General features: G+C 70.1%; 9 protein-coding genes. 3 read left to right on the top strand and 6 right to left on the bottom strand.

Annotated elements, in window-relative coordinates:
• Positions 1 to 101: 101 nt before the first annotated feature.
• Genes acnB through EIM47_RS05120 form a run of 3 tightly spaced genes read right to left on the bottom strand, consistent with a single transcriptional unit; the run spans position 102 to position 3,356 of the window.
• Positions 102 to 2,693, bottom strand: coding sequence for a bifunctional aconitate hydratase 2/2-methylisocitrate dehydratase (acnB, locus tag EIM47_RS05130; RefSeq protein WP_125076303.1), 2,592 nt, complete (start codon positions 2,691 to 2,693; stop codon positions 102 to 104).
• 37 nt (positions 2,694 to 2,730) lie between these two features.
• Positions 2,731 to 3,129 carry a type II toxin-antitoxin system VapC family toxin gene (locus EIM47_RS05125; protein ID WP_019398794.1) on the bottom strand — a complete coding sequence of 133 codons (399 nt, stop codon included), beginning with the start codon at positions 3,127 to 3,129 and terminating at the stop codon, positions 2,731 to 2,733.
• On the bottom strand, positions 3,126 to 3,356 hold the full coding sequence (locus EIM47_RS05120) for an AbrB/MazE/SpoVT family DNA-binding domain-containing protein (protein ID WP_019398793.1): 231 nt from the start codon (positions 3,354 to 3,356) through the stop codon (positions 3,126 to 3,128). The genes EIM47_RS05125 and EIM47_RS05120 overlap by 4 nt, the downstream gene beginning before the upstream one ends.
• Positions 3,357 to 3,541: 185 nt before the next feature.
• On the opposite strand from EIM47_RS05120, the gene acnA reads away from it, so the two are divergent.
• A complete protein-coding gene (gene acnA, locus EIM47_RS05115) occupies positions 3,542 to 6,295 on the top strand; it encodes an aconitate hydratase AcnA (protein WP_125076302.1) in 2,754 nt (917 codons plus the stop codon).
• 66 nt (positions 6,296 to 6,361) lie between these two features.
• Here acnA and EIM47_RS05110 read toward each other — a convergent pair whose 3' ends face one another.
• Entirely contained in the window at positions 6,362 to 6,832 is a 471-nt protein-coding gene (locus EIM47_RS05110; protein ID WP_240626160.1) for a nuclear transport factor 2 family protein, read from the bottom strand.
• Positions 6,833 to 6,924: 92 nt separating this feature from the next.
• Here EIM47_RS05110 and EIM47_RS05105 point away from each other — a divergent pair, with 92 nt between their 5' ends.
• Both EIM47_RS05105 and EIM47_RS05100 read left to right on the top strand, forming a co-directional pair.
• Positions 6,925 to 8,631, top strand: coding sequence for a long-chain fatty acid--CoA ligase (locus tag EIM47_RS05105; RefSeq protein WP_125076301.1), 1,707 nt, complete (start codon positions 6,925 to 6,927; stop codon positions 8,629 to 8,631).
• 170 nt (positions 8,632 to 8,801) lie between these two features.
• Positions 8,802 to 9,668, top strand: coding sequence for a crotonase/enoyl-CoA hydratase family protein (locus EIM47_RS05100; RefSeq protein WP_028915635.1), 867 nt, complete (start codon positions 8,802 to 8,804; stop codon positions 9,666 to 9,668).
• A gap of 62 nt (positions 9,669 to 9,730) precedes the next feature.
• Here EIM47_RS05100 and EIM47_RS05095 read toward each other — a convergent pair whose 3' ends face one another.
• Together EIM47_RS05095 and EIM47_RS05090 are read right to left on the bottom strand one after the other, a co-directional pair.
• Positions 9,731 to 11,926, bottom strand: a complete 2,196-nt coding sequence (locus tag EIM47_RS05095; RefSeq protein WP_125076300.1) for an ATP-binding protein — start codon at positions 11,924 to 11,926, stop codon at positions 9,731 to 9,733.
• On the bottom strand, positions 11,919 to 13,049 hold the full coding sequence (locus tag EIM47_RS05090; RefSeq protein ID WP_240626158.1) for a two-component system response regulator: 1,131 nt from the start codon (positions 13,047 to 13,049) through the stop codon (positions 11,919 to 11,921). Before EIM47_RS05090 ends, EIM47_RS05095 begins: the two co-directional genes overlap by 8 nt.
• Positions 13,050 to 13,068 lie beyond the last annotated feature (19 nt).

Below are 13,068 nucleotides of genomic sequence, written 5' to 3'. Positions count from 1 at the left end.
CGGGCTCGCCGCCGCGGATCCGCGGGCCGGCTCGCGCGGACCCGCAAAAAGCGAACGCCCGGCACGGGGCCGGGCGTTCGCGGTTGCGGCTGCCGGATGGATCAGGCGGCCACGGTCTCGGCCGTCTTCCGGTACTCCTCGATCTGGTCGAAGTTCATGTAGCGGTAGATCTCGGCGCCCTTCTCGTTGATCACGCCGATGTCGGCCAGGTACTCCTCGCGGGTCGGGATGCGGCCCAGGCGCGAGCAGATCGCCGCCAGCTCCGCCGAGCCCAGGAACACGTTGGTGTTGCGGCCCAGGCGGTTGGGGAAGTTGCGGGTCGAGGTGGAGAACACCGTGGCGCCCTCGCGCACCTGCGCCTGGTTGCCCATGCACAGCGAGCAGCCCGGCATTTCCATGCGCGCGCCGGCCACGCCGAAGGTGCCGTAGTGGCCTTCCTTGGTCAGCTCGGAGGCGTCCATCTTGGTCGGCGGCGCGACCCACAGGCGGGTCGGGATGTCGCGCTTGCCTTCCAGCAGCGTGGCCGCGGCGCGGAAGTGGCCGATGTTGGTCATGCACGAGCCGATGAACACCTCGTCGATCTTGGTGCCGGCGACCTCGGACAGGGTCTTCACGTCGTCCGGGTCGTTCGGGCAGGCCACGATCGGCTCGACGATCTCGTTGAGGTCGATCTCGATCACCGCCGCGTACTCGGCGTCGGCATCCGGCTCCAGCAGCTGCGGGTTGGCCAGCCACTCCTCCATCTTGCGGATGCGGCGGGCCAGGGTGCGGGCGTCCTGGTAGCCCTCGGCGATCATGTTCTTCAGCAGCACGATGTTGCTGTTGAGGTATTCGATGATCGGCTCCTTGTCCAGGCGCACGGTGCAGGCGGCGGCCGAGCGCTCGGCCGAGGCGTCGGACAGCTCGAACGCCTGCTCCACCTTCAGCTGCGGCAGGCCTTCGATCTCGAGGATGCGGCCGGAGAAGATGTTCTTCTTGCCGGCCTTGGCCACGGTCAGCAGGCCCTGCTTGATCGCGTACAGCGGGATGGCGTTGACCAGGTCACGCAGGGTGACGCCCGGTTGCATCTGGCCCTTGAAGCGGACCAGCACCGACTCCGGCATGTCCAGCGGCATCACGCCGGTGGCCGCGGCGAAGGCGACCAGGCCCGAACCGGCCGGGAACGAGATGCCCACCGGGAAGCGGGTGTGGGAGTCGCCGCCGGTGCCGACGGTGTCCGGCAGCAGCATGCGGTTGAGCCAGCTGTGGATCACGCCGTCGCCCGGGCGCAGGGACACGCCGCCGCGGGTGGAGATGAACTCCGGCAGGGTGTGGTGGGTCTTGACGTCCACCGGCTTCGGGTAGGCCGCGGTGTGGCAGAACGACTGCATCACCAGGTCGGCCGAGAAGCCCAGGCAGGCCAGGTCCTTCAGCTCGTCGCGGGTCATCGGGCCGGTGGTGTCCTGGGAGCCGACCGAGGTCATCTTCGGCTCGCAGTAGGTGCCCGGGCGCACGCCCTTGCCTTCCGGCAGGCCACAGGCGCGGCCGACCATCTTCTGCGCCAGGGTGTAGCCCTTGCCACTGTCGGCCGGCTGCTGCGGCAGGCGGAACAGGGTCGACGGGGCCAGGCCCAGCGACTCGCGGGCCTTGGCGGTCAGGCCGCGGCCGATGATCAGCGGGATGCGGCCGCCGGCACGCACCTCGTCGAACAGCACCTCGCTCTTGACCTTGAACTCGGCGATCACCTCGCCGTTCTTCAGCGCCTTGCCCTCGTACGGGCGCAGCTCGACCACGTCGCCGTGGTCCATCTTCGACACGTCCAGCTCGATCGGCAGGGCGCCGGCGTCTTCCATGGTGTTGTAGAAGATCGGGGCGATCTTGCCGCCCAGGCACACGCCGCCGGCGCGCTTGTTCGGGATGTACGGGATGTCGTCGCCGGTCCACCACAGCACCGAGTTGGTGGCCGACTTGCGCGAGGAACCGGTGCCGACCACGTCGCCGACGTAGGCGACCAGGTGGCCCTTCTCCTTGAGCTTGAGGATCTCGCCGATCGGGCCGCGCTTGCCGTCCTCTTCCGGCTGGAACGGCGCGTCCGGACGCTTGTTCTTCAGCATCGCCAGGGCGTGCATCGGGATGTCCGGGCGGGTGGTGGCGTCCGGGGCCGGCGACAGGTCGTCGGTGTTGGTCTCGCCCGGCACCTTGAACACGGTGATGGTCAGGCTCTCCGGCACTTCCGGGCGGCTGGTGAACCACTCCGCGTCCGCCCAGCTCTGCAGCACGGCCTTGGCGTTGGCATTACCGGCCTTGGCCTTCTCCTCCACGTCGTGGAACTGGTCGAACACCAGCAGGGTCTTCTTCAGGCCCTCGGCGGCAATGGTGCCGACGACGGTGTCGTCCAGCAGCTCGATCAGCGGCGAGACGTTGTAGCCGCCGAGCATGGTGCCCAGCAGCTCGGTGGCGCGCTCGCGCGAGATCAGCGGGTTCTTCTCGCTGCCGAAGGCCAGCGCCGCCAGGTAGGAGGCCTTGACCTTGGCCGCGTCGTCGACGCCGGCCGGCACGCGGTGGGTGAGCAGGTCGACCAGGAACTGCTCCTCGCCCGCCGGCGGGTTCTTCAGCAGCTCGATGACCTCGGCCGTCTGCTGCGCGCTCAGCGGCAGCGGCGGGATGCCGAGGGCGGCGCGCTCGGCGACGTGGTGGCGATAGGCTTCCAACATGGACAACTCCGGAGTGGTAACGGAAAGCGGTGGTGAATCAGGCCTGCGGCACGATCAGCCGCAGCCCCTTGAAGTAATCGCGGTAGAAGGCGTCGTTCCAGGTGACCAGGCCGTCGCACTGCAGCAGCGCGTGGGCGCCGACCAGGAAGGCGCCGATGCCGCGGTGGCGGCCGCCGCGCTGGCGGTGGCGGCGGTGCATCTCGCCGGCGCGCAGCGCGGACTTGGCCTCCAGCGCGCTGAAGTGGATGCCCATCTCCTCCAGCGCCTCCTGGACCTCGGCGCCGCCCCGGAGGGCGGCGCACAGCTCGGCCAGGGTGGTGCCGCACACGACCACGCGGCCGCCCACCAGCGCCTGGCGCAGGCAGGCCTCGACCGCGTCGGCGCGGGGGCCGTCGCTGAGCAGCTCGATCAGGACCGGGGAGTCGACGGCGATCATGCCCCGCCTTCGTCGCGCAGGCGCTCCACCGCCTCGGTGGACGATTCGAAGCCGTCCAGCGCGAACTTGCCGCGGGCGCGGGAAATGGCGTCATCCACGCTCTTGCGCAGGATGATGCGGCTGCCGTCCAGCTCCACCTTCAGCAGCGTGCCCTTGGTCAGCCCGAGGGCGTCCCGGACGGGCTTGGGCAGCGTGATCTGGCCGCGTTCGGCCACGGTCGCTTCCATGGGTGGAATCTCCACCTGACGGTATGCGGGCATGATACATACCATTTCATGCATACTCAATCCGTCGTACCGGCATTGTCCGACAATGGCCCCGCGAAGACGGTCCTGTCATGCCAGCCGGCCAATAATGACCGGCTGAAACCTTCAGCCGCCTCCCCCGGCGGCACCAGCCAGAGGAGCCCGCAATGCGCGATTCCTTCGCCACCCGCAGCCGCCTGGACGTCGGCGGCAAGTCGTACACCTATGCCAGCCTGCCCCGGCTGGGCGAGCGCTTCGACCTGGCCCGCCTGCCCTACTCGATGAAGATCCTGCTGGAGAACCTGCTCCGCCACGAGGACGGGGTGACGGTGCTGCCGGAGCACATCGAGGCCGTGGCGACCTGGGATCCCAAGGCCGAGCCGGACACCGAGATCGCGTTCATGCCCGCGCGCGTGGTCCTGCAGGACTTCACCGGCGTGCCCTGCGTGGTCGACCTGGCCGCGATGCGCGACGCGGTGGTCAGGCTCGGCGGCGACGCCAGCCAGATCAACCCGCTGATCCCGTCTGAGCTGGTGATCGACCACTCGATCCAGGTCGACGTGTTCGGCAAGCCCGACGCGCTGGACATCAACGGCCGCATCGAGTTCGAGCGCAACCGCGAGCGCTACGCCTTCCTGCGCTGGGGCCAGAAGGCGTTCAAGGGCTTCCGCGTGGTGCCGCCGAACACCGGCATCGTCCACCAGGTGAACCTGGAGAACCTGGCCCGGGTGGTGATGACCGGCGAGAAGGACGGCGAGGCCTGGGCCTACCCGGACACCGTGTTCGGCACCGACTCGCACACCACCATGATCAACGGCATCGGCGTGCTGGGCTGGGGCGTGGGCGGCATCGAGGCCGAGGCGGCCATGCTCGGCCAGCCCTCCTCGATGCTGATCCCGCAGGTGGTCGGCTTCAAGCTCACCGGCAAGCTGCCCGAAGGCTCCACCGCCACCGACCTGGTGCTGACCGTCACCCAGATGCTGCGCAAGCACGGGGTGGTGGGCAAGTTCGTCGAGTTCTTCGGCGATGGCCTGCAGCACCTGCCGCTGGCCGACCGCGCCACCATCGGCAACATGGCCCCGGAGTACGGCGCCACCTGCGGCATCTTCCCGATCGACGCCGAGTCGCTGACCTACCTGCGCCTGTCCGGCCGCAGCGAGGAGCAGATCGCCCTGGTGGAGGCCTACGCCAAGGCCCAGGGCCTGTGGCACACCCCGGACAGCCCGCACGCCAGCTACAGCTCGGTGCTGGAGCTGGACATGGGCGAGGTGCGCCCCTCGCTGGCCGGCCCCAAGCGCCCGCAGGACCGCGTCCTGCTGGGCGACATGAAGCAGAACTACCGCGAGAACGTGGCCCTGCTGACTGCCAACCGCGACCGCCGCGCCCCGGAGGTGGCCGACTTCATCGCCGAGGGCGGCACCGCCGCGGTCGGCAACGAGGCCCTGCACAAGGGCGTGGCCCACATCGAGATCGACGGCCAGCAGGTCAAGCTCAAGGACGGCGCGGTGGTGATCGCCGCGATCACCTCCTGCACCAACACCTCCAACCCGGCGGTGATGGTCGCCGCCGGCCTGCTGGCGCGCAACGCCGCCGCGCGCGGACTCAAGCGCCAGCCCTGGGTCAAGACCTCGCTGGGTCCGGGCTCGCGCGTGGTCACCGATTACCTGCAGAAGGCCGGCCTGCTGGAGGAACTGGAGAAGGTCGGCTTCTACATCGTCGGCTACGGCTGCACCACCTGCATCGGCAACTCCGGCCCGCTGCCGCCGGAAGTCAGCGCCGGCATCGCCGCCGGCGACCTGGTCGTCACCTCGGTGCTGTCGGGCAACCGCAACTTCGAGGGCCGCGTCCACCCCGAGGTCAAGATGAACTACCTGGCCAGTCCGCCGCTGGTGGTGGCCTACGCCCTGGCCGGCACCACCGACATCGACCTGACCTCCGAGCCGATCGGCACCGGCAGCGACGGCCAGCCGGTGTACCTGCGCGACATCTGGCCCAGCAGCAAGGAGATCGGCGACGTCATCGCCTCGACCATCGGCCCGGAGATGTTCAAGCAGAACTACGCCGACGTGTTCAAGGGCGACAACCGCTGGAACACCATCGAATCGCCCGACGGCGAGCTGTACGCCTGGGACGAGTCCTCCACCTACATCAAGAACCCGCCGTACTTCGAGGGCATGACCATGGAGGTCGGCTCGATCGGCGACATCCACGGCGCGCGGGTGCTGGGCCTGTTCGGCGATTCGATCACCACCGACCACATCTCCCCGGCCGGCAACATCAAGAAGGACTCGCCGGCGGGCCGCTTCCTGCAGTCGCGCGGGGTGCAGCCGGCGGACTTCAACAGCTACGGCAGCCGCCGCGGCAACGACGACGTCATGGTCCGCGGCACCTTCGCCAACATCCGCATCAAGAACCTGTTCTTCGGCGGCGAGGAAGGCGGCAACACCCTCTACTTCGGCTCCAACCCGCCGGAGAAGATGTCGATCTACGACGCGGCCATGCGCTACAAGGCCGAGGGCACGCCGCTGCTGGTGATCGCCGGCAAGGAGTACGGCACCGGTTCCTCGCGCGACTGGGCGGCCAAGGGCACCAACCTGCTGGGGGTCAAGGCGGTGATCGCCGAGAGCTTCGAGCGCATCCACCGTTCGAACCTGGTGGGCATGGGCGTGCTGCCGCTGCAGTTCAAGGACGGCCAGAACGCGCAGTCGCTGGGCCTGGACGGCACCGAGGTGTTCGACGTCTCCGGCCTGCAGGATGGCGCCAGCAAGAGCGCGAAGGTCACCGCGCGCAAGGCCGACGGCCGCGTGGTGGAGTTCGAGGTCCACGTGCTGCTGCTGACCCCGAAGGAAGTGGAGTACTTCCGGCACGGCGGCCTGCTGCAGTACGTGCTGCGCCAGCTGGCCACCCGCAAGGCGGCCTGAGCCGCCGCCGCCACGGAAGAGCCCCGCGCATGCGGGGCTTTTTCCTTCCCGGGCGGCCCGCGGGGCTCAGCGCCGCTCCCAGCGGGCGTAGTGCAGGCGCCAGTCGCCGCCCTCCTCGCGCCAGCCGGTGGTGACGTCCCAGCTGCCGCCGCGCTCGGGCAGCCAGCGTCCGCCGCTTCCGGTCGCCAGCGCGGAAAACCGTACGGTTGCGCTGCCCTGGCGCATCTCCACCTCGGCCGGCCCGAGCACCAGGCCGATACGCTGGTTGGCCAGGACCTGCGCGCGCACGGCCTGCTGCAGTGCATCACGATCGACCCCGTCATTGCCGACGAAGTCCGCGGCCACGTACTCCATGAACCGCGCCGGGGCCCGTTCCTCGAGTGCCTGCTGCATCCGCACAAGCGTGTCCCGCAAGCGTTCTTCCGGTGGATCCCGGCTGCAGCCGGCGGCCGGAAACAGCAGCAAGAGCAGCGCCAGGGCCCGCCACGCGGGGCTTGCGGATCGATTGATAGGCACTATCTGCTTCGACTTTTCCATCCGTAACGGTATGCTCCGCAGCGGACGCCGGCATGACCCACGGCGTGGCAGAACTGATGCAGACGCAAGACTACTCCTCGGGAGGGAGCTCAATGAATCCGGATCGCCCCTGGCTGCAGAGCTATCCGCAAGGCGTGCCCGCTGAAATCGATCCGGACCAGTACCGGTCTGTAGCCGCGGTCTTCGACGCGACCGTCGCCCGCTACGCCGACCGCCCCGCCTACCGCAACTTCGGCAAGACCCTGACCTACGCCGAGGTCGACCGGCTGGCGACCCAGTTCGCGGCCTACCTGCTGGGCGAGCTGGGCCTGAAGAAAGGCGACCGCGTCGCCCTGATGATGCCCAACTGCCTGCAGTACCCGATCGCGACCTTCGGCATCCTGCGTGCCGGCCTGACCGTGGTGAACGTCAACCCGCTGTACACCGCGCGCGAGCTCAAGCACCAGCTGGTGGACGCCGGCGCCGCGGCGATCGTGGTGGTCGACAACTTCGGCCACACCGTGCAGGAAGTGCTGGCCGAGACCCCGCTGAAGCAGGTGATCACCACCGGCCTGGGCGACATGCTGGGCTTCCCCAAGGGCGCCATCGTCAACTTCGTGCTCAAGTACGTGAAGAAGATGGTGCCCGAGTACGACATCCCCGGCGCGGTGCGCTTCCGCGACGCGCTGGCCGCCGGCAAGCGCCACGCGCTGCCGCAGGTGGACATCGATCCGTCGGACATCGCCTTCCTGCAGTACACCGGCGGCACCACCGGCGTGGCCAAGGGCGCCATGCTCACCCACCGCAACCTGGTGGCGAACATGTGCCAAGCCTCGGCCTGGCTGCGGCCGAACGACCTGCGCCCCGGCGAGGAGGTGATCATCACCGCCCTGCCGCTGTACCACATCTTCGCGCTGACGGCGAACTGCCTGGTGTTCATGGAGCTCGGTGGCCTCAACCACCTGATCACCAACCCGCGCGACATGCCGAACTTCGTCAAGGAGCTGAAGACTTCCGGCTTCACCGCGATCACCGGCGTCAACACCCTGTTCAACGGCCTGCTCAACACGCCCGGCTTCGACGAGGTGGATTTCTCGAAGCTCAAGATCACCCTGGGCGGCGGCATGGCGGTGCAGCGCGCCGTGGCCGAGCGCTGGAAGAAGGTCACCGGCGTGACCCTGGTGGAGGCGTACGGCCTGACCGAGACCTCGCCGGCGGCCTGCATCAACCCGCTGGACCTGAAGGAGTTCAACGGCTCCATCGGCCTGCCCATCCCCTCGACCGACGTTTGCATCAAGGACGAGGACGGCAAGGAAGTGGCGCTGGGCGAGATCGGCGAGCTGTGCATCAAGGGCCCGCAGGTGATGAAGGGCTACTGGCAGCGCCCGGAGGAGACCGCCAAGGCCATCGACGCCGACGGCTGGCTGCGCACCGGTGACATGGCCCGGATCGACGAGAAGGGCTTCGTCTACATCGTCGACCGCAAGAAGGACATGATCCTGGTCTCCGGCTTCAACGTGTACCCGAACGAGATCGAGGACGTGGTCGCGGCCATGCCCGGCGTGCTCGAGGTGGCCGCCGTGGGCGTGCCGGACGAGCGTTCCGGCGAAGCGGTCAAGCTGTTCGTGGTCAAGAAGGACCCGGCGCTGACGGCCGAGGACATCAAGGCCTACTGCCGCCAGGCCCTGACCGGGTACAAGCAGCCGCGCCACATCGAGTTCCGCGACGAGCTGCCGAAGAGCAACGTCGGCAAGATCCTGCGCAAGGAACTGCGCGACCAGGCCCCGGCCGGCAAGCCGGAAGCCGCGGCCACGCACTGAGGCTGGCAAGCCCGGCGGGCCCCGCCCGTCCCGGACCGCACCAGGCGCGCCCCCGGGGGGCGCGCCTTTTCTTTTGCCCGGCCGCGGCCGCCGGGGCGGCGGTGCCGGTAGGATCGGCGCGTACGGGCGGCGTCGCCCGTCGTCCACCACCCCTACCCGGAGAACTGGCCATGACCACCATCGAGAAGCTGCGCGTCGCCGAATACCCCACCATTCGCGTCGAGGGCCCGGCGGACGGCAGTGCCCACTGGCTTTACATGCATGCCGACGCGCACACCGGCGTGCGTCCCTGCTGCCGCTTCGAGATGCTGGAGGACATGTGGCGCTACATGAGCGCCATGACCCTGCCGCCGGAGCAGCAGGTCCCGGGCCGCCTGCGCCATTTCGTGCTGGCCTCGGCCGCCTCCGCCTACAACCTCGGCGGCGACCTGGACCTGTTCATGCGCCTGATCCGCGCCGGCGACCGCGCGCAACTGCTGGCCTATGCCAAGCGCTGCGTGGAGGGCGTGCACCACGTGCACACCGGGTTCGGCGGCGACGTGCACACCGTGGCCCTGGTCCAGGGCGATGCCCTGGGCGGCGGCCTGGAGATGGCCCTGGCCTGCCACACCATCGTCGCCGAGGAAGGCGTGGGCATGGGCCTGCCCGAGGTGCTGTTCGGGCTGTTCCCGGGCATGGGCGCCTACTCCTTCCTGTGCAAGCGGGTCAGCCCGCGCCAGGCCGAGCGCATGATCCTCAGCGGCGAGGTCTACAGCAGCGAGGAGATGTACCGGCTGGGCGTGGTCGACGTGCTGGTGCCCAAGGGCGAAGGCGAGGCCGCGGTGCGCGACCTGATCCGCCAGCACCAGCGCGCGCCGCACGCGCACCTGGCGATGAACGCGGTGCGCGGCATCGGCCAGCCGGTCGGCTACGAGGAATTGCTGCGGATCACCGAGGTCTGGGTGGACACCGCGCTGCAGCTGGGCGACAAGTCGCTGCGGACCATGGAGCGGATCGTCCGCGCCCAGACCCGGCGGGCCGGCCTGGCCGGGGGCTGAGCCAGCCGGGTGGCGGCCGGCCCGGCAATGCCGGGCCACGCCAGCCGCCGCTGCCCTGCCCCTCAGCTGTCCCCGCGGTCGCGGGCGCCGCCATCGCGGGCCGCGACCCGGGCATCCAGCGCCTGCCGGCCCTGGGCCAGGGCCTCGACCAGTCGCGCCAGGTGCTCGCGCCATTCGTTGCGCATCTGCCATTCCGGCAGGCGCATCAACACCCCGCCCAGTTCCGCGACCCGCACCAGGCCCATGTTCGCGGCCACGCCCTTGATCGCGTGCGCGTGGTCGCGCAGCCGCGACCAGTCCGCGTCCTCGCCGGCCTGCTGCATCGAGGCCAGGCAGCCCTCGGCGTCGCTCAGGCAGTGGCGGATGAACTCCTGCTCGAAGGCCAGGCCCATGCCCATCGCCGCCAGTTCGTCCAGCACCGAGGGATCGAGCACGGCACCGGGGCCGCCGGCCGCCGCCGGCTGACGCTCCTCGCGCGCGCCGGTACCGCCCGCTCCGGCGCGGCGACCGCGCCGGAGCGCCACGTCTGCCAGCACGTCCAGCAGCCGCGCCGCGGCCACCGGCTTGGCCAGGAAGGCGTAGGCACCGGCTTTCTCGCAGCGCTGGATCGACTCGGGGGTGACGTCGGCGCTGAGCACCACCACCGGGGTCTGGGTGACCCCGCCGGCCTGCATCACCCGCAGCTGGCGCAGCAGGTCCAGGCCGCTGAGGCCGGGCATGTGCAGGTCGACGATGGCCACGTCGTAGTCGCGCTCGGCCATGGCCTCGAGCACTTCCTCGCCGCCGGCGACGCAGGTCACGCGGTGGCCGGCCTTCTGCAGCAGGCGCTGCAGCACCATGCGGTTGGCTTCGTAGTCGTCGGCCACCAGCACCTGCATGCTGCGCACCCGCGCGCGGTGGCGCAGGAACGGGTCGGCGAAGGCGATCACCTTGCCGTCGCCGGCAGCCACGTCCTGGCCGCCCTCCTCCAGCACCGCGGGGCGCAGCGGGGCGGCGGTGGCCGGCTGGAACGGCACCTCGAACCAGAAGCGGCTGCCGCGCGGCTCCAGGTTCTCGTAGCCGATCCTGCCCCCCATGGCCTCGACCAGGCCGCGGGCGATGGTCGTGCCCAGGCCGGTGCCGCCGTAGCGGCGCGCCAGGCTGGCGTCGGCCTGCTCGAAGGCCTCGAACACGCGGCCGCGCATGGATTCGGGGATGCCGATGCCGGTGTCGCTGACCACGAAGCGCAGGCGCACGCCGCCGCCCTCCTGCACCCCGGCCACGGTCACGTCCACCCGCACCCGCCCGGCATCGGTGAACTTGACCGCGTTGCCGACCAGGTTGAGCAGCACCTGGCGCAGGTGCACGGCGTCGCCGCGTACCTGCTGCGGCACCGCGTCGTCGACCACCACCAGGTACTCCAGCTGCTTCTGCCGCGCCTGCGGGCGCAGGATCAGGCCGACCGAATCCAGCGCCTCGCGCGGGGAGAAATTCTCCGGGTTGAGCTTGACCTTGCCCGCCTCGATCGCGGAGATGTCCAGCACGTCCTCCACCAGGCCCATCAGGCTGCGGGTGGAGGCCTGGATGGTGCGCACGCACTCGCGCTGCTCGCCGTCCAGCTGGGTGGTCGACAGCAGCTCGGTCATGCCCGCCAGCCCGTTGAGCGGGGTGCGGAACTCGTGGCTCATGTTGGCCAGGAACCGGCTCTTGGCCTCGCTGGCGCGCTGCGCCTCCTCGGTGGCGCGGGTCAGCTGGCGCAGCAGGCTGGACAGGTACATCGGCACGGCCACCAGGCCGGCCAGCAGGCCCAGGCCCAGCGCGCGCACCTGGTGCCAGAACTCGGTGAACCACAGCACCGAGCCGAAGCTGGCCACCGCCATGGCCACCGCCGCCAGCAGGTAGCGGTTGCCGTAGCGCAGGCCGTTGCCGACGGTCACCCACATCACCACGATGTAGACCCAGGCCAGCGGCTCGCCCATGCGGATCATGCCGGCGGCCATCAAGCCGTAGTCGGCGAGCATGCCCACCGCGCGGCGCAGGTCCGAGCGGCCGGGTCGCGCCAGCAGCGCGCCGAAGATCGCCAGGCTCAGGGCCAGGCCGCCAAGCACGATCGCCAGCACGTCGCGGTACTGCTCCGCATCCAGGCCGCTGCGCGAGGACGGCAGCAGCACGTAGCACAGGATCAGCAGGATCAGGGCGACGCGCACCAGGGCCTGGCCGTGCTCGCTGTCCGGGCGGCCCGACAGGCGCTGCCTGGTCCATTCCAGCGGGTTACGCACCGGAAACCTCCCCGAGCGGCCGCGCCGAGGCGGCGGAGTACTGCTCGCAGATGTCCAGCAGGCGCTCGCGCACGCGCAGCAGCGCGTCCACGCAGGCCGGGTCGAACAGGCGGCCGCGCTGGGCGTACAGGTAGGCCAGCGCGGCATCGATGCTCCAGGCCTCCTTGTACGGACGGCGCGAGATCAGCGCGTCGAACACGTCGGCCACCGCCACGATCCGCGCCTCCAGCGGGATCGCCTCGCCGGCCAGCCCGTCGGGGTAGCCGCTGCCGTCCCAGCGCTCGTGGTGGCGCAGCGCGATCAGCGCGCCGGCCTGGATGAAGCGGTTGGGGCTGTCGGCCAGCAGCTCGTAGCCGATCCGCGGATGCCGGCGCATGATCGCCATTTCCTCGGGGCTCAGCTGGCCGGCCTTCATCAGCACCGAATCCGGGATGGCGATCTTGCCCATGTCGTGCAGCGGCGCGGCCGCTTCGATCATCCTGACCTCTTCCTCGGGCAGGCCCATCGACTCGGCGATCAACGAGGCCACGCGCGACATGCGTTCCAGGTGCGCGCTGGTGCCGGCGTCGCGGAACTCGATCGCCCGCGCCAGCCGCGACAGGGTCTCGCGCTCGCGTTCCTCGACCTCGTGCATGCTCGCCAGCAGCCGCTGCTCCAGCGACAGCGCGCGCTGCTTGACGGTCTCGGCCTGCTGCCGCAGCTGCAGCAGGTTGTGGCAGCGCGCGCGCAGCTCGCGCGGGCGCACCGGCTTGACCAGGAAGTCGATCACCCCGGCCTCGAGCGCGGCCTGGCGGATCGGCTCGTCGCCGACCACGGTGATCAGGATGATGGGGATGTCGCGGTGCCGCGGCAGGCGCCGGAAGCGGCGCGCGAACTCCAGCCCGTCGATGCCCGGCATGCGGTAGTCCAGCAACAGCAGGTCGACCGGGTGGTCCTCGCACCAGGCCAGCGCCTGGCGCGCGTCGCCGAAGTCGTGGACCTTCAGCTCCGGGGCGATGTCCTCGATGATGTGACGCAGCATCGTGCGTGCCGATGCCTGGTCGTCGACGATGGCGATGTCCAAGGCCTGCGTCCCGCCCTTGATCCGGCTTGCAGCATAACGCGGCGCCGGCGGGTGCGACATCCACGCCGGCGCAAGCGGA

Origin of the sequence: Pseudoxanthomonas sp. SGT-18 (assembly GCF_003931645.1) — a bacterium.
In the GTDB taxonomy this organism is placed as follows: domain Bacteria; phylum Pseudomonadota; class Gammaproteobacteria; order Xanthomonadales; family Xanthomonadaceae; genus Pseudoxanthomonas.
Note: the sequence above shows the minus strand (reverse complement) of the source record. Positions and strands in the feature narration are given on the sequence as shown.